Below are 20,547 nucleotides of genomic sequence, written 5' to 3'. Positions count from 1 at the left end.
CCCTCCGCCCTATTCGGGTTCGACGTCGCAGCATCCCTGAATTTTTTGCAGAACGTCCCGCGCCTCGCCGAAAAGCCGCTCGACGATCCGGCGTGCGGGCAGGATATCGTTCACCATCGCCGCGGACTGCCCCGACATCAGGGACCCCCAGTCGGTGTCGCCGTCCACGACCGCGCTGCGCAGGCGTCCCGTGCCGAGCTTCTCGATCTCCTCCAGAGGCGCCAGACGCGCGTCCAGTTTGTCGAACTCCGCTGTCAGCTTGTTGCGCAGGCATCGGACGGGATGCCCCGTGCGCTGGCCCGTCACCGAGGTGCTCCGATCCCGGGCGTCCAGGACCGCCTGTTTGAAGTTTGGGTGCACGGTGCACTCCGTGCAGCAGATGAAGCGCGTCCCCAGCTGCACGCCCTCGGCCCCCAGGGCGAAGGCGGCGGCGACCCCGCGCCCGTCCGCGATGCCGCCGGCGGCGATGACGGGGATCTTGACGGCCCCCGCGATCTGCGGCACAAGGACCATCGTCGTCAGCTCCCCGATATGTCCCCCGGCCTCCATGCCCTCCGCCACGACGGCGTCCGCCCCCTGCTTCTCGACGCGGCGCGCCTGCGAGACGGACGCGATGACCGGGACGACGATCGTCCCCAGCGGCTTCAGGCGCTCCAGCACCTTTCCGGGGCTGCCCGCCCCGGTCGTGACGATCGGAAGCCTGTGCCTGGCCGCCAGTTCCAAGGCGTCCGACGCCGTCGGGGACATCAGCATGATGTTGAGCCCGAAGGGCCGGTCCGTCAGGCCCTTCGCCTTGAGGATCTCCTGATCCAGGATCTCCGGCGGGGTCGCCGCCGCGGCGATGACTCCGATGCCGCCGGCATTGCTCACGGCCGCCGCCAGGGCGGCATTGGCCACCCAGGCCATACCCCCCTGCAGAAGCGGATATTCCGTCCCCAGCAACTTGCATACGCGGTTGTTTACGATCATGAAATCCCTTCACCTCGATCCAGGGGACAGGCCCCTTTTAGCGAAAAATCAGTGCAGTTCCTTGCCCAGCTCCTCACGGATCTGCTCCACGCCCTCCCCGGCGATGAAGTTCCGGGCGGCCGAAAGCGCCCCCAGGACGGCCGGGGCCTTCGAGCGGCCATGGGCCTTGATGACCGTCCCCTTGACGCCCAACAAGGGGGTCCCCCCGTATCTCTCGTAGTTGAAACGCGCCCAGAGCGACTTGACCATGGGGACCATGAAGAGCATCCCGAGCTTCGGAAGGATGCGCCGTCCCACCTCCTGGCCGATGATGGACTTGGCCCCGTGCATGAGCCCCTCGCCGAACTTGAGGATCACGTTGCCCATGAAGCCGTCGCAGACCACCACGTCCGCATGCCCCCAGGCGATGTCGTCGCCCTCGACGTACCCCTTGAAATTGAGGGAACTCTCCGCGATCAGGGCGCGCGCCCCGGCCACGGACTCGTCGCCCTTGATCTCCTCCGTGCCGTTCGAGAGGAGCGCCACCTCGGGGTTCCGCACGCCCAGGATCTTCCTGGAGTAGACGCTGCCCATCAGGGCGAACTGGTAAAGGTTCTCCGGCTTGCAGCGCACATTGGCCCCGACGTCCAGAAGAAAGGTGCAGCGCTCGATGGTCGGCAGGGGCGCACCCAGGGCCGGGCGGTCGATGCCCGCCAGACGCCCCACCACCAGCACCCCCCCCGCGACGATCGCGCCGGTGTTCCCGGCGGAGACGCAGCCCTGAGCCTCTCCGCTGCGCACCATCTCCATCGCGACGCGCAGGCTGGAGTTCCGCTTCCTGCGGATGGCGACGGCAGGCTGCTCATCCATCTCGATGATCTCGGGAGCGTGGACGACCCCAAGCCGCGCCCGCACCTCCGAGGATGCGGCCTCGAGATGCGGGAGGATCCTCCCCTCGTCCCCCGCCAGCACGACCTCCAGATCGGGAAAGGCCCTGCAGGCGTCTATCGCCCCCTTGCAGATCTCGTGCGGGGCGTTGTCCCCTCCCATCGCATCCAGAGCTACGGTCATTTTTTTCATTATATGGACACAGTCCCCTTATTCTCTAGAAGGATTTTCGCTTCGCTTGGAATCCATTTCCCCATTCCGGGGACGACCGGAACGAAGGAAACCTGCAACGGTACATCCGGCGCCGCCTCGCGTCTTTTGCGGATTCGGGAGTGGGCGCACGGGCGCTCTTCCGTTCAGCCGCCCCGAACCTCGACGATGAAGCGCCCGACGAAGATCTCCTTGTCCCCCACCCGGGTACGGACGCTGACGATGCGCCGCCCGTCGCGGCCCACCCCCATCTTGGCCCGGGCGATCAGGGTATCGCCCACAAGGGCGTGTCCCTTGTACTCCCCCCGCATGGAATCCACGATGACGACCTCGGCCTCCACCGCGGCGACCGCTATCGAGCTGGCCTGGGCATAGATGTAGTGATCCCAGATGATGTCCGTGGACCGGAAGGCCATCTCCCGCGTGGTGCGCAGGACGGAGAGCGCCCAGCGGTCGGGCTCCAGCTCCAGCAGCTCCCCCACGATCTCGCTTCGGCTCAGGGAGCGCAGCTTGCTGTTCGCCTGCTGCGCCATGCAGCGCACCCGCTCGCGCAGCTCCGGAACGCCCATCAGGGCGCGGTCCAGACGCACCGTGCTGACGCTCACGCCCAACGTGGCTGCGAGCTCCCGGTCCGTAGCCATCGGATTACCCTCGATAATCCTGGCAAGGCGCTCCTGGCGCAGCTTTTTGGTGAGCCCGGCAAATTTGGCGATCTTAATGTTTTTCGTGCTTTCCGCGGTCTTGATGGCAGACGCCCCCGTTTCGGGATACCCCGCTCCTCCGGCAGACAGATCCAATTCCACAAACAGGCCCTCACCCTCCCGATGTTGGCCGGTGGCGAGGTCCGAAGGAGGATGACAAACCGAACTTAGCACCAGGTATCAATAGCTGTTACGCTGACCTGAGTTGCAGTATAGGGGTGCCGGGCCCGATCGTCAAGAGCCGAACGACGATCCGATCTCCGCGGCGTTCGTGGGGGAAAGCAACCCTGAGATTCTACGTATCTCGGTCCCGGCAGAGACCGCTTCGAGGGACGCGCGCCCCCACGGAGAAGACGCGGCGCCGGCTCTTTCCCAAGCAGGCGCCGCGCTTGTTCAAGACAACACCGATGCACCCCATGACGGAAGCGCTTTTGCCTCCGCCCCCACAGTCACCGGACGGGCGCGGCCAAAGAGCCCTCCGCCTCGCCGCTACCCGGCCGCGGGGACCTCCACCGTCACCTCGCGCTCCTGGATCTTCTCCGTATCCCCCCAGTCCTTCGGGGACGCGACCGAGAGCTCCGTGAGGTTGAGCGTGCTCCCATCATCGGAGACCGACTGCAAGACGTAGCTCCTCGTCCCGTCGGCCGCCTTCAGGACCGTCTCCATCCCGACCGCCGCGTCGTACAGCACGGCGGAGAGCCACAGCGCCACCCCCTGAAAGGCGCCGCTTTTGGTATCACGGACGTCGTCTATTCGGGTAAAGGCGAAGCGGTGCGGGTCAACCCAGGCCAGTCCGCCGCGCAGCCCCGGGAATCCGGGGCCCTTCTCCATCCCCTTGCCGTCAACCGTGAAGAGCGTGAAGAACATGTCGGGGCGCGCTCCGCCGGTGACGAGCACCAGCCGCCCGCCGTCGGGGCTCCAGACCAGGTCCTGATACTCCCCCCGGGCGTCGAGGGGGATGAACGCCACGCTCCTCCCGTCCGGGCCAAAGAAGAAAACCCCGGTCTCCTCCTTTTGGACGGCCTCGGACGTCTCGCTCCCCACCACGCACCAGAGGGCGATGCCGTTCTCGATCCCGTCGGGGACCTGATGGACCTCACACTCCAATGCCGTCCCCCCGCGGGTCACGCGCCCGTTCTCGAGGGCGAAGCCCGTCGGGACGGGAATCGGTGCAGCCGCCGCGGCACCCGCCAAAAACAACGCCAGGACACAGAACACCACCATGCCGTATCGTTTCATTCTCTCCAACCGTCCTTCCATCTCCGACTTGATCCGGCCTGTTCGCCGGCGATCTTCAGGGACCTGTCTCCCTATGCCAGGAAGAGTATAGCCCACTTATCCTTCCCGTTCCACCTGCAGGGCTTCGTGACCGCCTGGAAGGCTGCGTGGCGGCCCTTCGCCATGATGGCGTCGGGGCCGAATACGAGAAGCGAGCGGCTGCCGAAAGACTCTCCTATTGTTGTTGCCAACTCCGAAATATGTTGATAAACTTGGATCGAGGTGAGACGTTTTGAGACAAGATCTGGAAGAATGGCTGAAGGGGAACACCGACAAACTGAAGAGGCTGGAGGCGTCCGGAAAGTACTCCGGCCTGCCGGTCGTTCGTCTTGCAGCGTCCTCCGAAGCGTCCTTCAGGCCCGTTCCCGAGGACTCCACGGCGTTTCAGGCCAACGAAGCCTCTCCGGCGGCCGAGGGGAAGCCTGCTGCCGAATTCGACGATTCGCCCGAGTTTCCCCAGGAGGAAGCCTCGCCTCCCGACATCCGGGAAGGAGATCCCGTTTCCTCGTCATCTCCTTCTTCATCCCATTCTCAGGGGCCTGCCGAACCTCCGCTCATCCCCTCGGAGGAAGTGGTTCGCCCCGAACCGGCCGAGCTCGCCGTCACTCCGGAGCGAGAGGAACGGGAGAGCTCCCCCCTCACGGAGGACTTCTCGTTTCAGGAGGGGAAAAAAGAAAAAAAGGAAGAGGAAAAAATGGACGAAGCGATTCTTCCGACGAACGACGGGGAGGATGGGCCTCCCGAGGAGATCGGCGGGGACATATCGACCGATGCTCCATCCCGGGAAGCCCCCGAGGAGAGGACAGTCCCCTCGGAGCCGTCTCCTCCCAATGAGGAGACGGACGCCGCCCCGGAGTCCGAGGGCCGTGAAGCCGACCATGCCGCGCACCTGCGCCGCGCCACACACACGAGGAGGGCGGCGGTGGAGTCCTCGAGTCCCGGGCAGGTCCCGCAGCGCCGGATGAGGCTCGCCGTGCTCTGTACCGTCGCGATCCTGGTGCTGGGGACGACCTTCGCCCTGTACCGCCATATCCAGAACAACTCTCAGGGCGCCATAGCTCAGGAGGCCCAGACCCTCTACGAGGAGGGGCGCTATGACGAGGCCATGGCCTCCTATCAGCGGGGGTTCGATCGCTACCCCGATTCCCGGGAGTTCCTGTTGGGCCTGGCGCGCTCCTCCGTGAAGGCGGGCCAGCCGGACCAGGCCCTGACGGCGTGGCGTCTTTACCTCGACCAGATCCCCGAGGAGGATAAGCCCGGCCGGGCCCAGGCGCTCTACGAGACCGGCCGCCTTTATGCCCAGAAGAGGGCCCCCGACAAGGCGATAGAACACCTGGTCCAGTCCTCGAACCTGGATCCGACCCGCTATGACACGCACTTCGCACTGGGACGCCTGCTCGAGGAGCGGAACAGGCCGGCCGAGGCCTTGAACGCCTATCGCCACGCCCTGGAGCTCCGTCCCTCCTCCCAGGAGGCCCTCGATGCCGTGAAACGCGTCGCAGGGCTGGTCGTCGATCACCCCGCCTCGACGCGAGGGCCGGATCGGGAATACGAGAAGCACCTCGAGGTGGGGGCCGTGGCCCTGAACCTGAAACGCTATGACGACGCCCTGTCCCACTTCAATCAGGCCCTGTCGATCAAAAGCGACGACGAACGGCCGTGGCTGGGGCTCGTGGGCGTTCATCAGGGCAAGGGGAACGATGCCGAGGCCCTGAAGCTTCTGCAGGACGCTCAAAAGCTTCTCCCCGACAGCGTGACCATCGGAGCGAAGATCGACGAGTTGAACCAGAAGCCGAAAAAAAAGGAGAAGCCTGCATCGGCCTCCCCGGCGAGGCGCAGGAAGAAATCCGTTGAAAAACAGTAAAACACCGATCGAGACAAGGGCGCATACCGGTCCGAGGGGGGCCGGGCCCAAACGACACCGAGGGGGGACGGCAAATGACAAGGCTGGCGTCAAATCCGTTCGAGGCCGCCAGAATTGAAGCTCACGAGGCCTTGGCGAGTACGGTGACCAGGGCATTGAGCAAGAAGGGCTACGAGGCCGTTTTTGCTCCTACGAAGGAGGACGCCCTGGCGGAGGTGCTGAAGCTGATTCCGGAGGGCGCCGTCGTCGGCGTCCCGGGCACGGTGACCATCCGGGAGATCGGGGCCATGGAAAAGCTCGCCGAGCGGGGCTGCACGATCCGCCACCACTGGAACCCGAGCCTCACCCCGGAGGAGCGGATGCAGACCCTGATGGACGAGTACTGCGCGGACTACTTCCTCACCAGCGCCAACGCGGTCACCCGGGACGGGATGATCGTGAATATCGACGGCAACGGAAACCGGGTCAGCGCCATGGCCTGGGGGCGCAATGTCCTGATCTTCGTCATCGGGGTCAACAAGATTGCGGGCTCGCTGGAGGAGGCCATAAACCGCGCCCGGACCGCGACGCCCCCCAACGTCCTTCGACTGAACGGCAACACGCCCTGCATCCGGACGGGCCATTGCGTCGACTGCGATTCCCCGTCCCGCGTCTGCCGAGCGCTCCTCATTCTGGAGCGCCCGACCATGGGGAGAAGGACACACGTCATCATGGTGGGGGAAAGCCTGGGGTACTGACCCCGCTCCCCCCGCACGAAACCGGGCCGTCCGCCCGGCAGAGAGGAAAGACAGGCATCATGCAAAACCGAGACAAGATAGCGCTCATCCTGGCCGGGGGGCAGATCTCCCATCGCAGGAAGGGAAGCGCCAGGGAAAGAATTCCGCTGAAGTGGGAGGAGCTGAAGACGTTTCTCCCGGAGGAGCTTCACGAGGAGATTGCGCCGCAGGAGTGGAGCTTTCAGCCGCTCTCGCACTATACGCTGCGGATGTGCAGCGATCTCGTCCAGCTGGCCGCCTCCCAGGTCAAGGAGGGGGCGAAGGGCGTCGTCGTAACCTGCGGCACGCAGGCCCTGACGGAGCTGGCCTACTTCGCGGACCTCGTCTGGAGTTTTCCGCAGCCCCTCGTCTTCACGGCATCCATCTTCAACGCGGGGGCGCCCGGCAGCGAGACCGCCCTGCACCTCGCCCAATCCGTTCAGGCGGCCCTCTCCGAGACCTGTTGGGGACAGGGGGCCATCGTCTGCGTCCAGGACGCGCTCTACACGGCCGCCGATTTCATCCACTTCTCCAACTCCAGCCGCTCCGGCTTCCTTTCCTACCCCAGCGGTCCGCTGAGCATCTTTTCCGAGCCCTCGGGGGACCTGATCCCCCTGAGGTCCCCCAGACGCGGCAAGGTCCTGGACGTCGAAACCGTACCCGCGCGCGTCATCGAGATCGTCGACGCCTCGCTGGGCGGAGGGGACGTCATCTTGAACGCCCTGCTGGACAAGCGCATCGAGGAGGTGGAGGGGCTTGTCGTCGCCGGGTTCGGCAACGGGGAGGTTCCCCCATCCTGGGTCCCGCTCCTCCGAAAAATCCTCCGCACCGACATCCCCGTGGTCCTGACCTCCCGCTGTCCCGCCGGCTGCATTCAGGCCTATACCGACTTCGAGGGCAGCGCCGCGCACCTCCTGGAGATGGGGCTGCTCAGCGGCGGCGGCCTCTCGCCCCTCCAGGCCCGCATCCGCCTCGCCCTCGCCCTGGGCTCCGGCCTCAAGGGCAAGGACTTGAGCGACTACATGCAGGACTCGTGACATGGCCCTCATCGCCATCATAGGCCGTCCCAACGTCGGCAAGTCCTCCCTGTTCAACCGCCTGATCGGACGCCGGGAGGCCATCGTCGACGACACGCCCGGCGTCACCCGGGACCGCATCTACGGTTCGGCGGAGTGGCGCGGCAAATCCTTTTACGTCGTGGACACGGGGGGCATCCTCGGCGAGGAAAGCGCCTTCAGCGCGGGGATCGAGGCCCATGTCAACGAGGCCATATCGGAGTGCGACATTCTTCTGATGGTCGTCGACGGACACGTGGGGATCACCGCGGCCGACGAGAGCGTGGCGCACCTGCTGCGCCGCAGCCGAAAGCCCGTCGTGGTCGCCGTCAACAAGATGGACGACCTCAAGCACGAGGTGCACGTCGCGGACGCCTTCTCCCTGGGGTTCGAGCACGTGGTGGGGGTCAGCGCCCTCCACAAGCGCAACCTGGAGGACCTGCTGGACCTGCTTGCCGGTCTGCTGCCGGAGGAGGCGGAAGGGCCCCGGGACGAGGACGAGATCCGCCTCTCCATCGTGGGGAAGCCCAACGTGGGCAAGTCCAGCCTGCTGAACCGCCTGGCGGGGGCCGAGCGTTCGCTGGTGAGCCCTCTGGCTGGGACGACGCGCGACCCCGTCGATACCTCCGTCGTCATGGATGGCCGGAGGTTCCGGCTGATCGACACCGCGGGCCTGCGCCGGAGGGGCCGCATGGACAGCGCCCTCGAATATTACTCCTTCGTGCGGACCCTGGCTGCCGTGGACCGCTCCGACGTCGCGCTGCTGCTGATGGACGCCTCCGACCCCTGCACGGATATGGACAAGAAGGCCGCCGCGCACGCGGTGGAGAAGGGCAAGGGACTGATCCTGATCCTGAACAAATGGGACCTCGTCTCCTCCCGGGATCGTCCCGGGGATACGATGACGAAGCGGATACGCGAGGACCTGCCCTTCCTGACCTGGGCGCCGATCCTCTTCATCTCCGCCCTGAACGGGCGGGGCGTCGGCAAGATCGCCCAGGCCGCCGTCAACGTGTTCGAGAACCGTCGGCGGCGCATCCCGACCAACGCCCTGAACCGACTGATGCGCGACGTCCTGGCCTTTGACCGCCTCCCCTCCGGCAGGAGGGGCAAGGCGCTCAGGATCTACTACTGTCTCCAGTCCGGGGTGGAGCCGCCCACCTTCGTCTTCTTCGTCAACGACCCCGGCATCGTGGACACGGCCTTCGAGAACCACGTCAAAAAGGAGCTCCGCGCCCTGGAGAACTTCACGGGATCGCCCTTGCGGGTGTTCTGGCGCGGCAAGGAGCAGGAAGGATAAGCCAAAAAACAAGAACGCCCGCCCCTTCATTCGAGGGGCGGGCGCTTCGTAGGGTCATCCGGTCATCTCCCCGACGTTGCGGGGGGTGCTCAGCGGGAACAGCGCAGGGGCAGCTCGAGTCCGTTTTGCCGAAGCAGCGCCTCGTCCCCGAGTATCGTCTCGAGGTCCCCATCCGCGGCGACGCGCCCGTCGAACAGCACGACGGCCCGGCCGCACACGTCCAGGGCCATGTCGAGGTCGTGGGTCGCCAGGATGAGGGGCTTATCCAGCTCCCGAAGCACCTCGATCACCCGGCGGCGGGCCCTCGGGTCCAGGGCCGCGGAGGGTTCGTCCAGCACCACGATCTCCGGCCGCATGACCAGAATTCCCGCCAGAGCCGCCATGCGCTTCTCCCCTCCCGAGAGGCGGTGAGGCGGACGCTCGGCCAGATGTCCGACGTTCAGGGACTCCAGCACCTCCCGGGCCCTCGCATGGGCCTCCTCGGCGGGTACCCCGTGCGCAACCGGCCCGAAGGCCACGTCCTCTACGACCTGCGGCATGAAAAGCTGGTCGTCGGGGTCCTGAAAGATCAGGCCGACGGCCTCGCGCAGGCGCTTCAGGTCCTTCCCGACGGGAACGCCCTCCAGCGACACCGTCCCCGTCTGCGCGGCGATGCAGCCCGCCAGATGGAGCATGAGGGTGGACTTGCCCGAGCCGTTGGGCCCCACCAGCGCGAGCTTCTCCCCCCTTCCCAGCGTGAAGGAGACGCCGTTCAGGGCACGATGTCCGTCGGGGTAGGCGTAGCAAAGGCCGCAGACCTCGAGAGGCGCTCCGGCGGAAGCGACCGTCTCCGGCGCCGCCGGGGACGACGCGCTGCGGACCGCGTCCGCGCCCGTTGAATCCCGATTCATCTCCCGACTCATCCTCAGGGCCTCCAGACGAGGGAAAACGACAGGATGACCGCGACGTTCAGGGCAAACAGCAGGCAGAACAGGACGTCCCGCCCCTGCCAGCACAGAGGCCGGCCCTGACAGAACCCCGCCATTCCCCCGCGGCACCGGATCGCGAGCATCATCCGCTCCGAGCGCTCCGAGCCGTGCACCAGCGTCGTCCCGAGCATGCAGGCGAAGGTCCTGCACATCGGGATCCCCTTTAAGTCGGGCCCCCGAAGCTGCACAGCCCGCACCATCGTCCCCGCCCGCTCCGCCAGGATGAAGATGCAGCGCGTGGAGAGCAGCAGCAGGATCCGCAGTTTCTCGGGGACTCTCAGGCGGGCCAGAACGCCGTCCACCCTCCCCACGCCCAGCGAGAGGACCATCCGGCTCAGCAGGACCGAGATCAGGTTCAGTTTGAGCAGAATGAGGCCGGCAAACCTCAGCCCCGCAGCGGAGAAGGGCCCCCAGAAGCGCTCGCCGGGATAGGTCAGCATCAGGAGCAGGGCGATGAACGCCCCCACGGCGTTCAGGTGCAGCAGTTCCCTTGCCAGAGGGCCGGGCTCGCCCAGGAAGAACAGGACCAGTACGACCGGCACGCCGCAGAGCAGGGCCGGAAACGACCGCACGGAGGCCAAGACGAAGGCCAGGACGAGGGCGCAGAGCACACGTCCCCGCGGGTCGAAGCGGTCCAGCCCCGTCGGCGTGGCCTCGGCCCGAAGGGCGCTCGTATCGAGCTGCATTTCCCCGTTATCGCTCCACGCCCATCAAAAGGTCCGGGGCGGCGCGCTTCATATAGGCGACCATGAAGGCCGTGATGGCCCCCTCGATCAGGGCAAAGGGGATATGGGCGAGGAAGACGGTGTTGGCGATGACCGACAGGTTGGTGTCCGTCCCGCGCAGAAAGATCTCCACCCCCAGGGCACAGAGCATGACGGCCAGGAAGCCGGCCAGGAAGGCGAGCACGAATGCCGCCCTACCGCTGCTTCTGCGGATCGGGGCGGCGAACAGCAGGTAGGCGGCGAGCGCGGGGACCGCGACATCCACCGTGTTCACCCCCAGGACGACAAGCCCTCCGAACTGGAACAACAGGGCCTGGAGGACCAGGGCGACCATCACGGCAGGAAAGGCCGACCACCCCAGGACCAGCCCCATCGGGGCGATGAGGGAGAGGTGGGTCGAGCTCGGAGGGATCGGAACGTTGATCAGGGAGGCCAGGAAGAACGCCGACGAGAAGAACGCGACGCGCACGATCTTGTCGGCGTCGAGCTTCTTCAGCCCAATCGCCGTTCCGACCCCGGCGATGGCCCATCCCGCGGTCAGCATCTGAGAGGAGAGCATACCCTCGCTGATGTGCATGGACCCTACACCATCCTTTTACGGCGGAACAGGAGGACGAACGCCGCGATATTGAAGAGCAGGCTGACACCCAGCCCGGCCCGGAGGTAAAGATCCAGGCCCTCGGGAGCCGCCTTCTTCTCCTGGACGATTCCGCCCGCCGCCCCCCCCGACATGAACTCCTGAGTCACGTCGATCTCCGCCTCGGCCCTGTGCCCGTCGTCGTCGTTGACGACGACCCGCCACTTCCCCGGCTTGTCGGGGACGAAGGCAAAACGCCCGCCCGCATCGGTCCGACCGGACTGATAGGCGATCTTCTCGTCGGACGGGGAAAAGACCTCGGCCTTGAGGTAGCTCATCAGCTCCCCCGTGGAGTAGAAGAAATCCAGCGCGACCGGCCGCAGGTCGGACTCCTGGTAGCCCACGCCGTGGGCCGACGCCATTCCCGAAAAAAGGCCCAGGCCGACGGCAACCGCCAGCCCAAGCATAGCCATTCTGAGACGACCCGGCATCCCACTCACTTTCGTCTCACTCCACTTCATTACTTCACTTCAAAGATCAAAAAGGCCTTGCGCGTGACGGAATCGTACTCGCCCTCCTTGCCCGGCAGATCCTTCTTCATGGCGCGCACGCCCCAGAGCCCCGGCGCCGTGATCTTGATATGAGCGACGCCCTGGACCGCATCGGAGGCGTAGGCGTAGGTGTTCTCGTACGGCGCAAAGCCGTCGTACGTCGCCCACACGGGACCGGAATAGGGCTTTCCATCCACCAGGATCTTGACGTCGAAGAACTCGCCCACCTTCGCATCCGCGGGGTTGGTCACCGGGATGATCTCCAGGGGCTGCCCCGTCTCCACGGCGAAGTTCTTGTCGTCCTTCGAGGCGTTGACGATGGCCTTGACGAACTTGTCGTTCTTGGTGGCCTTCACGACCTTCAGGCCCTGAGCCTCCAGTTCCTTGCGGGTCCCGGACTTGCCGCCCTCGTTCGTCGTGCACCAGACGCCGCCATCCTTGTTGGCGAGGATAACCATGGAGCCGTCGTCCGCCGCCGGCACCGAAAAGTCGATGCAGAGATTTTTTTCGTTCGGCTTCAGCTCGGCCTCCTGCAGCTTGCCGTCCTTGAAGACGCCCGCTTTGATGCGCTCGGCGTCCTCCACCTCCTCCGGGACGATGAACTTGTGCCCCGAATGGATCTCGACCGTAAGCGTCCCGCCCTTCTCCACATCCATTTTCTGAGGCTTCATCACCAGCTCGTGCGCAAAAGCCGCCGTCGAGAGCCCCATTGCCAGAAGCGCCGCCGATACGATACGTCCGTACTTCATGATACCCATCCTCCTCGATGATCTCGTCCCGATACCGACACCCGGCGCACCCACGGTGCACCACCCTTCAGTAAAAAGCGCGAAGCCAACAAAAACACGCAGATATGCAGATACGAAAAACCCCTCGCCGCGAAGGAACAGGACGAGGGGACATACCGCCATTTGTTCCGTCTCCATCGCTCGTGGACAGGATACCTCTCTCGTCCGCCGGGCATTCCGGCTTTACGGCGGCGGGACCGCGCGGGACTTGCACCCTGCTTCCCCCAACGGACGAGGCGTTATGCAAAATCTGATGAGTTCTCACCAATTTACGTTTCAGATTATAGCACACCTCCCGGCGCCCCTGCACTCGCTTTTATGCGGAGACGTCCCACTCACCCTTCCTTCACGAACACCTGGCGCCGGGATATGGAGTTGATGTAGTCGTCCTCCTTCAGCTCCAGGCCCCGCTCGCGGCAAAGCTCGGGGTAGACGTTGTTCCAGTTGTCCCGGTTCCCCTCGCCCCAGCGGCAGAAGGGATACCAGATGATTCCCCAGAGGCCGAACCGCGGACGGCTCCAGTCCACCAGCAAAAAGGTCCCGCCCGGCCTCAGCAGGCGCGCCGTCTCCGCGATGGCGGCACGCCGAACCGCGGGGGGCGTCTCGTGCAGCGCCATAGAGGTCATGACCAGGTCGAAGTGTCCGTCGGGAAAGGGAAGCTCGTCCATGGACGCCCTCAGAAACTCCAGCCCGCAGGCGAAGGCCCCGGCCCCCCGGCGCGCGCACTCCAGCTGGTCGTCCGAGATGTCGGCCCCCACGATCGACGCGTCGGCGGGGCTCTTCTCGGCCAGGGCATAGCTCAGGCCACCGGGACCACACCCCAGATCGAGCGCCCGGCCTCCCGGGCCAAGCTGCAGGTCCCCCACGGCCCGACGATAAAACCGCTCCTGAAATCCGAACAGCGCGGCGAGCCGCCGATAGCTTTCCCCTCCCAATATGCCCCTGAAGGCCCTGCCCTTACCGCGAAAATCCCGTGCACCCTCCGTCATCGTGCCGACCTCCTCCTTATTGAACCTCTTGCACATTCTTGAACCGCCCAGGAGGTACAAGTCCCCTGCGGCAAAAAGCAAACCACGAACCGCATCCCTCCCAATTTTCTTGAAGGGCCCCTCGTTCCCTCAAAGGGCCCCTCGGGGAGCGCTGCCTCGAAGAGGCTCCTCCCTCTGCCCCTCCTCTTTCCGCCCCTCCAGGGCAGCGTCCAGTGCACCCAGAAAATCCCGCAGAAAGTCCCTGTCCCTCTCGGACGCGTCCGCCAGAAGGCCCTCCACCAAGCGGTCGAACTCCGCGTGGAGACGCTCGTGGAACAGGTAGGCACGCTCGCCCTCGGGCGTCACCCTCAGGATGCGGCGGAGGCTGCTGTCCTCGTCCCTCTCCTTGACGAGCATCCCCTTCCCCTCCAGCTTCATCGCGATCTGGGACACGGCCCCCCGCGTCACCCCCAGCACCTCCGCCAAGGCCGTCATGTGCCGGTTCGGGTTCTCCTTCACGCATTTGATCATGTGGATCTCCGCTGCAAAAAGGGGCGTGTCGGTCCCGTAGCGGTGCAGCCGCTCCTGAGCCTCCTCCAGCTTCAACATGACGTTCAGCAGGCGATAGCTGATCCTGTTCTCGTTGGCCTCGTTAATGATCTTCATGCTCCAAATTGTATAGCATATATACAATCGGGACAAGAGGCATGGGGCATCGCCGCTTCGTGTTATGATGGTGGAAACTCTTTCGAAAGGGCGGATGAGACGGGATGGGACACGACATCGATTTTTATTGGAACGCCTCGGTGGCCTTCCACGGACATGCCTGTCCGGGGCTGGCCATGGGCTGCCGGATGGCTGTGGACGCCGCCGCGCTGCTGGGCGTCGACGAACGGTGCGGGGACGAGGAGGGCGTGTGCATCGCCGAGACGGACGCCTGCGGGCTCGACGCAATCCAGGCCGTCTGGGGCTGCACCATGGGCAAGGGGAACCTGCTGCTGAAGCCCCGGGGCAAACAGGCCTTCACGTTCTACCGCCGCGGGGCCCCGGAGGGACTTCGCCTCTATTGGTGTGCGCCCCGGTCCGACGAGCGGACGCGGGAGGAGAGGATAACCCATTACCTGAGAGGCCCGGCGGAGGAGCTGTACCGTGCGACGCGCGTGGCCGTCCCCGCCCCGGACGAGGCCCGCGTGAGCCCCTCCCTCGTCTGCACGCGCTGCGGCGAGCGGACGGCCGAGCCGATGGTACGCCTGCTGGAGGGGCAACCCTATTGCCTGGACTGCTTCGCCGATCCCTCGCGGATTCTGCGGTAGGGGAAGCGCCGAGGGCCCGACCTCCCGACGCGGAAACTCCGCAATTGTCGGAAGCAACATTCACGGCCTCCCCACTGTCCTTCCGCCGCTTTTCCTTTGCGCTTACTCCGTGCGTGCGCATCGCACCCATCCCACCGTGCGTATCCCTTCTTATCTTTTCTCCTCTCATTCCATAAAATCGACGCCCACCGGGCGGTGGGCGTCGATCGATTTGCCGCGAACCTCGCGGTATGGGCTCTCGAAACGGAAGTAAGATGGCTCATACTGAGGAGAACGAGCCGGAAAAACAAGGGAATGCCGATTCAGTCCATAAAGCCTCCCTAGTCTTTTCCGCCCTTGACGAACATTCCTTCCTTCATGATGATCTCCATCTTCTCCACAGCCACGTTGCGGATGTTCTCCAACGGGTTACCGGAGAGCACCAGCAGATCGGCGAACTTGCCGGCCTCCACCGTCCCGGTGACGTCCCCGACCATCAGCATCTCGGCCCCGATCTTGGTGGCGGCCATCAGGGTGTCCATCTCGGAGATTCCCGCCTTCTCGACGAAGGAGTACATTTCGCCCAGCGCCGTGATGCCGTAAGGGGTGAGGCTGGAGCAGAACGAGTCCGATCCGATCGTGAGTCCGATGCCCTTTTCCTTGGCCTTGCGGAGGTTCGCATAGACGCGGTTGAGCTCCTTCTCCGCCACCGTGGCGCCCTCGTACTTGTCGTGGACCTCGGGGATGTAGGGCGGAGCGTAGGTCTTGAACCACTCGTTCAGGAACTGGATCGTGGGGCAGAAGTAGATGCCCTTCTTCGCCATGATATCCAGGCATTCGTCGTTCAGCGTCTGGCCGTGAATGATCAGATGCACTCCCGCCTTGGCGGAGTCCAGTGCGCCGCCGTAACCCTCGGCGTGAGACCACACGGGGATGTGCACCATGGCGCACTCGTCCACGACAGCCTGAATCTCCTCAAGCGTGTAGTGCTGATCCAGCTTCTGGTCCCAGCGCCAGATGCCGCCGCCCGTGGACCAGATTTTGATCGCGTCCGGATTGTCGCGCAGACGCCTGCGGACGGCCTTGCGCAGGTCCCAGGGACCATCCACCCGCTCGGCCCAGGGATGAGACTCGTTGTTGTAATAGGTCGGCAGCTTGTGGCTGTCGCCGTGGCCGCAGGTGCGGCAGAATCCCAGGCCGGTACCGACCACGCGGGGCCCCGTCATGACGCCCGCCTCGATCATGTCCCGAATCTGCAGCCCCGACCGGGATATCTCGCCCACCGTGGTGAGGCCGCGCTCGAGGCACTCGTGCGCCTGCTGCACCGCCACAACCGACTTCTGGACTACGTTCTCCAGCACCCAATCGCTGTCGTCGTCGGTGAGGTTCCCGGAGAAGTGCAGATGGCTGTCCACCAGTCCCGGGATGATCGTCTTTCCGGATACATCGACCTTCTTATAGTCCCCCCCGAATTCCTTCCGGGGCCCCGCGTACTCGATCTTGCGATCATTCACCAGCACCAGGGAATCCTTTACAGGCTCGGCTCCCGTACCGTTGATCAGCAACGCCCCTACAAACGCCGTCTTTGCCACAACAATCCCCTCCCAACCTCAAAAGTATTTGAAACGAGTTCCAACACAAGCCTTACGCAGCCCCAAAACCGGGGCTCAGCGCCCTTCCGACAAGGCCCAAGGCCCGACGTCGATCAGGCGGCATGGAACACAACGAAACGAACAGAATCGAAACAGACGAACTCAGTCCGCGACCGCTTTGCGGCCGGACAAAAGCCTGAGCAGCAGCCCCAGGGCGACCCAGCCGGCGACGATCCCCCACTCCACGGCATTGAGCGCCGCGGGGCTGTACGGGACCACCATCAGAAGGACGATGATACCGCCGGCAACGCAGGCTCCCAGGATCCCAAGCCTGCCGCCCGGCACCTTGTAGGGCCTGGGGAGGTCGGGCTCGCTGAAACGCATCCTGAGGCAGGCCAGGCTGACCATCATGCAGGCGAAGATGAAGGAGAGCGCGGAGACGTTCGTCAGCGGGACCAGCAGCTTCTTACCGAAGAACGGCCCGATGAGCGTGAAGGCCGCCATCAGCACGCAGGCCGTCCTGGGCGTCCCCGACTTCGGATCCAGTTTCGCGAAGGAGGCCGGAAGCTGCCCCTTGCGCCCCATGGCCAGCATGATGCGCGTCGTGGCGCCGAAGAAGGAGTTCATCGGCCCCATGGGGCCCAAGGTGCCGATGCAGAGCATGGCGACGTAGAGCCACAGGTTGATGTTGCGCAGGCATGAGAGCGCCGGAACGGGGCTCTTCACGAACTCGGTCCAGGGGACGATCGTACCGAACGAGTAGATGCAGACCATGTAGAATACCCCGGACGCGAGCAGGGCCATGCTGATGACCTTACCGAACTTGTTCCAGTCCAGCCCCTCGGCGGCCTCCTCGGCCTGTTGGGGAACGGTGTCGAACCCGGCGTAGAAGAACGGGGTCATGACGAGGACGGCCAAGACCCCCGACCAGAGGTCCGCCACGCGCGTCCGGGTCATCGCGCCCTGGACCTGGGAGAAGATCGGCAGGATGTTCGACGGCCCGCCCTTGACGAGGGATATGCCCATCGCGAGCAGCATGCCGCAGAGCAGGGCCTTGGCCAAAAACGCCTGGAGCCGGGCGGCCGAGGACGCCCCCCTGAGGTTCATCGCCACCACATAAGCGGCGAACAACAGGGCAATGAGCGTCGGGAAGAGGTAGACGTCCGCCCCGAGGATCGTGTAGAGCTTGACGGACCTCAGGATGGGGAAGAAGTCCCCGAACATGTCCGAGACCAGGGTGGAGATGGCGATGGCCTCCCATGGACACAGAATCCCGTTGCCCAGGGCGAGAAACCAGCCGGTGATGTAGGACATCGTGGGCCCGAAGGTGCGGTCCACATACTCGACGATGCCCCCCGAGATCGGAATGGCCGCCGTCAGCTCCCCGAAGACCGCGCCGATCGGCAACAGGAACACCGCTCCAATGGCGAAGGCGATCATGGCAGCGACCGGACCGCCGCCAATGACCATCCAGTCCCCCACCAGGAGCACCCATCCCGTCCCGATGATGGCCCCGAATCCGATGGTGAAGAAGTTCCAGTTGGTCAGGGTTTTCTTCATCCCCGACCCGTGTTCCGCCTGTGACATTCTCAACGCTCCCCTCAACAGGATTGACTGCAGCATAAATTTAATACGTCACCGCAAGAAGTCCAACGATTTGTCATCAACAACGGTTTCACCGTCCCCAACCTACACCCCTCCCGACTCGTCGCCCCTCTCACCTCCCCGCCGAAGGGATGATATACTGATTTTTGAGGGGAAATACTTCCCCTGCCCGGCCGCAAACCGGGGCATCGAAGGGGGGACTTCGGTGAATTACGTTGCGCTTTGTGACGACAACGCCTGTGATCTGGAACTGCTCGGGAGCTACCTGAGGGAACTGCAAGACGGAAGCAATGTGGGGATCGTGCCTTTTTCCTGTGGACACAAACTTCTTCAGGCCTATAGGGGCGGCGAGCGATTTCACCTCGTCATTCTGGACATGTGCATGGAAAAAATCAATGGCCTGGACACGGCGCGCGAGATCCGGAAACTGGATTCCGACGTACCCCTGCTCTTCGTCACGGGAACGGCCGAGTACGCCTTGGAGGGATACACGGTTCAGGCCTCTCGTTACCTGCTCAAACCCGTGGACAAACAGGTTTTCCTTCACAACGTCAGCCACCTCCTCCAGCCCAGGGAAACCCCGTCCCGCTATCTCTCGTTCACGTGCAGTTCCGGCCTCATAAAGGTACCCCACGACTCCATCCTCTATCTCGAGTCCTTCAAGCGGACGGTGGTGCTGCACACGCCGATGGGAAAACACAGTTTTACCGGACGCATCGGAGAAATAGCGGAAAAGCTGGAGAAGCACGGGTTTGTACGCATCCACAAAAGCTATGTGGCCAACCTGCGCCACGTCGAATGCATTTACAAGGAGACCGTCCGTCTGGACACCGGACAGTCGATCCCTTTGGGGCGACAGTACGGAAAGACCACGCAAGCGGCAGTGCTGCATCACGGACTGGCCAACCTCTGACACCGGACCGGGGAGATGAGCTTGCAGGATCTGACCGCCTATGCAGTACTCTCCGCAGCGGAGACGTACGTCTTCCACATGTTCTTCAAGGCGCTTCTGCGCCGCAACGAACGTCACGACGCGATCTATGCCGGAGGGCTGGTCGTCTACTACGTGTTCCAGTTCGTGTCCTACGCTCTCCAAAGTCCGCTGTTCTCGATGGCCCCCCTGTACATGGTGTTTGCCCTGCTCACCGTTTTCCATTTCTATCATGGGAGCAACCAGGTCCGGGGGGCCGCAGCCTTTGCCTTTGTGCTCCTCAACTACGTCTGCAAGGTACTGGCGGTCGCGCTCACCTCGGCCCTCTCGCGGCGTTACCTGCTGGATATCCCGTTTCGCCTGGTCATGGGTCACTTCGACCAGATTCTGTCCTGTTGTTTCGTAGCAGCCGCATCCTTCGTGATCACCCAGCTGCGGTCCGTCAAAAACCGCCGGATCAACTGGCTGAGCAACTCTATCCTCTGCATCGTCACGGTCGCGAACAGCCTTCTGGTGCTCTGGCTCTTCTGGAACCACGGAGCGGCCGTCGACAACCTCCACATTTACGTCGAGGCCGCTTTGCTGTTGCTCTGCACCACGCTCTTTCTCTTCTTTTTCATCGATAAGGCGCAGCAAAGCAACATGCATTACTACCGAACCGAGATGCTCCATCAGCAACTCGAAATGCAGTCCCGCTACTACGAGCAGATGGAGACGCACCAAAGAGAGATTCAGGCCATCCGGCACGACATCCAGAACCATATGCTGTACATCATGTCCATGATCGGGAAGGGGGAGAGCGGGGCCGCCCTCGAGTACGCAGAAAAACTCCATACCCGGATTGTCTCCGCCCGGCATCACAGGTTCTGCAGAAACAGCGTGGCGGACGTTCTCCTCAACGCCAAGTACGCAGAGATCCGTGCGGACGGAATTATCCTGAACGCCCGTGTCGACCTGCCCGCCTCCCTTCCCATGGACAACCTCGACCTCTGCATCCTCCTAGGCAATCTTCTGGACAATGCGATCGAGGCCTGCAGGCGGATTGAAGACGCAGATGTGTCACGCACGATCTCGGTACGCGGCGGGCTCAAGGGGACCAATCTGCTCCTCTCCATCAGCAACAGCTATAACGGAGTAGTGCGACAGAACGGAGGACGGTACGAATCCCTCAAGAAGAACCGCAGGGTCAGCGGCCTGGGGCTCTTCAACGTCAAAGACGTGGTGGAACGCCATCACGGAACCATGGATATCCAACACGACGAGAACACGTTTTCCATTTCCATCCTGCTGCGCCTGGGGGAATTCGCATGATGATCTTCAGCCCGGCGTCATTCGTCACCACAAATCCGCCTTTCGTGACCTCCCGCCTCAATCGCCATAGAAAAATCAGCCTTTTTGTGGTATGTATTGAAGCGTACTTTCGATGGGACGAAATGAAGGAGCGAAATAAATGTGCGGGAGATGAACCCGGTGCATAGGGTCCAAGAGGAGAGGTTTAGCTATGGCTTTAGTTTATTTCATTCTCTGGCTGACGGTAAACGGGAGGGTTAC

General features: G+C 63.9%; 20 protein-coding genes and 1 riboswitch. Of the genes, 7 read left to right on the top strand and 13 right to left on the bottom strand.

Annotated features, from left to right (window positions below):
- Positions 1-9: 9 nt before the first annotated feature.
- The 4 genes from Q0176_RS01090 to Q0176_RS01075 form a co-directional block, all read right to left on the bottom strand.
- On the bottom strand, positions 10-969 hold the full coding sequence (locus tag Q0176_RS01090) for a nitronate monooxygenase (protein WP_299298181.1): 960 nt from the start codon (positions 967-969) through the stop codon (positions 10-12).
- 48 nt (positions 970-1,017) lie between these two features.
- Positions 1,018-2,019: a phosphate acyltransferase PlsX gene (plsX, locus tag Q0176_RS01085; protein WP_299298209.1), complete on the bottom strand. Its 1,002-nt coding sequence runs from the start codon at positions 2,017-2,019 to the stop codon at positions 1,018-1,020.
- Positions 2,020-2,192: 173 nt separating this feature from the next.
- Positions 2,193-2,759: a transcription factor FapR gene (fapR, locus tag Q0176_RS01080; protein ID WP_299298206.1), complete on the bottom strand. Its 567-nt coding sequence runs from the start codon at positions 2,757-2,759 to the stop codon at positions 2,193-2,195.
- A 477-nt stretch (positions 2,760-3,236) separates the two neighbouring features.
- A complete protein-coding gene (locus Q0176_RS01075; protein ID WP_299298178.1) occupies positions 3,237-3,995 on the bottom strand; it encodes a hypothetical protein in 759 nt (252 codons plus the stop codon).
- Between the two features lie 262 nt (positions 3,996-4,257).
- Between Q0176_RS01075 and Q0176_RS01070 the strand changes: the two genes are divergently transcribed.
- The 4 genes from Q0176_RS01070 (at position 4,258) to der (ending at position 8,999) form a co-directional block, all read left to right on the top strand.
- Positions 4,258-5,889, top strand: a complete 1,632-nt coding sequence (locus tag Q0176_RS01070) for a tetratricopeptide repeat protein (protein ID WP_299298176.1) — start codon at positions 4,258-4,260, stop codon at positions 5,887-5,889.
- A 74-nt stretch (positions 5,890-5,963) separates the two neighbouring features.
- On the top strand, positions 5,964-6,626 hold the full coding sequence (locus tag Q0176_RS01065) for a lactate utilization protein (protein ID WP_299298174.1): 663 nt from the start codon (positions 5,964-5,966) through the stop codon (positions 6,624-6,626).
- A 59-nt stretch (positions 6,627-6,685) separates the two neighbouring features.
- Positions 6,686-7,681 (top strand): asparaginase domain-containing protein, encoded by a 996-nt coding sequence (locus Q0176_RS01060; protein WP_299298171.1) that lies wholly within the window; start codon positions 6,686-6,688, stop codon positions 7,679-7,681.
- A 1-nt stretch (position 7,682) separates the two neighbouring features.
- Positions 7,683-8,999 (top strand): ribosome biogenesis GTPase Der, encoded by a 1,317-nt coding sequence (der, locus tag Q0176_RS01055; RefSeq protein WP_299298168.1) that lies wholly within the window; start codon positions 7,683-7,685, stop codon positions 8,997-8,999.
- An 89-nt stretch (positions 9,000-9,088) separates the two neighbouring features.
- Here der and Q0176_RS01050 read toward each other — a convergent pair whose 3' ends face one another.
- From Q0176_RS01050 to Q0176_RS01020, 7 genes are all read right to left on the bottom strand, one after another.
- A complete protein-coding gene (locus tag Q0176_RS01050) occupies positions 9,089-9,901 on the bottom strand; it encodes an energy-coupling factor ABC transporter ATP-binding protein (protein WP_299298166.1) in 813 nt (270 codons plus the stop codon).
- Positions 9,902-9,903: 2 nt separating this feature from the next.
- The gene (locus tag Q0176_RS01045; protein ID WP_299298164.1) at positions 9,904-10,653 is read right to left on the bottom strand and encodes an energy-coupling factor transporter transmembrane protein EcfT; all 750 of its coding nucleotides are present in this window, start codon (positions 10,651-10,653) and stop codon (positions 9,904-9,906) included.
- A 7-nt stretch (positions 10,654-10,660) separates the two neighbouring features.
- Complete coding sequence (gene cbiM / locus Q0176_RS01040; protein WP_299298163.1) at positions 10,661-11,269, bottom strand: cobalt transporter CbiM; 609 nt, start codon at positions 11,267-11,269, stop codon at positions 10,661-10,663.
- A gap of 5 nt (positions 11,270-11,274) precedes the next feature.
- Positions 11,275-11,760: a hypothetical protein gene (locus Q0176_RS01035; protein ID WP_299298203.1), complete on the bottom strand. Its 486-nt coding sequence runs from the start codon at positions 11,758-11,760 to the stop codon at positions 11,275-11,277.
- A 29-nt stretch (positions 11,761-11,789) separates the two neighbouring features.
- Positions 11,790-12,569, bottom strand: a complete 780-nt coding sequence (locus tag Q0176_RS01030; protein ID WP_299298161.1) for a DUF4198 domain-containing protein — start codon at positions 12,567-12,569, stop codon at positions 11,790-11,792.
- A 188-nt stretch (positions 12,570-12,757) separates the two neighbouring features.
- Positions 12,758-12,864, bottom strand: a riboswitch (cobalamin riboswitch).
- A gap of 79 nt (positions 12,865-12,943) precedes the next feature.
- Entirely contained in the window at positions 12,944-13,597 is a 654-nt protein-coding gene (locus tag Q0176_RS01025) for a class I SAM-dependent methyltransferase (protein WP_299298159.1), read from the bottom strand.
- Positions 13,598-13,726: 129 nt separating this feature from the next.
- Positions 13,727-14,242: a MarR family transcriptional regulator gene (locus tag Q0176_RS01020; RefSeq protein ID WP_299298157.1), complete on the bottom strand. Its 516-nt coding sequence runs from the start codon at positions 14,240-14,242 to the stop codon at positions 13,727-13,729.
- A 104-nt stretch (positions 14,243-14,346) separates the two neighbouring features.
- Between Q0176_RS01020 and Q0176_RS01015 the strand changes: the two genes are divergently transcribed.
- Positions 14,347-14,889 carry an FmdE family protein gene (locus Q0176_RS01015; RefSeq protein ID WP_299298155.1) on the top strand — a complete coding sequence of 181 codons (543 nt, stop codon included), beginning with the start codon at positions 14,347-14,349 and terminating at the stop codon, positions 14,887-14,889.
- Between the two features lie 320 nt (positions 14,890-15,209).
- On the opposite strand, the gene Q0176_RS01010 is transcribed toward Q0176_RS01015, so the two are convergent.
- Positions 15,210-16,460 (bottom strand): amidohydrolase family protein, encoded by a 1,251-nt coding sequence (locus Q0176_RS01010; RefSeq protein ID WP_299298153.1) that lies wholly within the window; start codon positions 16,458-16,460, stop codon positions 15,210-15,212.
- 162 nt (positions 16,461-16,622) lie between these two features.
- Complete coding sequence (locus Q0176_RS01005; protein ID WP_299298151.1) at positions 16,623-18,047, bottom strand: APC family permease; 1,425 nt, start codon at positions 18,045-18,047, stop codon at positions 16,623-16,625.
- Between the two features lie 223 nt (positions 18,048-18,270).
- Here Q0176_RS01005 and Q0176_RS01000 point away from each other — a divergent pair, with 223 nt between their 5' ends.
- Positions 18,271-18,978, top strand: coding sequence for a LytTR family DNA-binding domain-containing protein (locus Q0176_RS01000; RefSeq protein WP_299298149.1), 708 nt, complete (start codon positions 18,271-18,273; stop codon positions 18,976-18,978).
- 21 nt (positions 18,979-18,999) lie between these two features.
- On the top strand, positions 19,000-20,307 hold the full coding sequence (locus tag Q0176_RS00995; protein WP_299298147.1) for an ATP-binding protein: 1,308 nt from the start codon (positions 19,000-19,002) through the stop codon (positions 20,305-20,307).
- Positions 20,308-20,547: the final 240 nt, after the last annotated feature.

The organism is uncultured Fretibacterium sp. (assembly GCF_938040765.1).
GTDB lineage: Bacteria > Synergistota > Synergistia > Synergistales > Aminobacteriaceae > CAJPSE01.
This window is presented reverse-complemented; position numbering and strand designations above follow the sequence as displayed.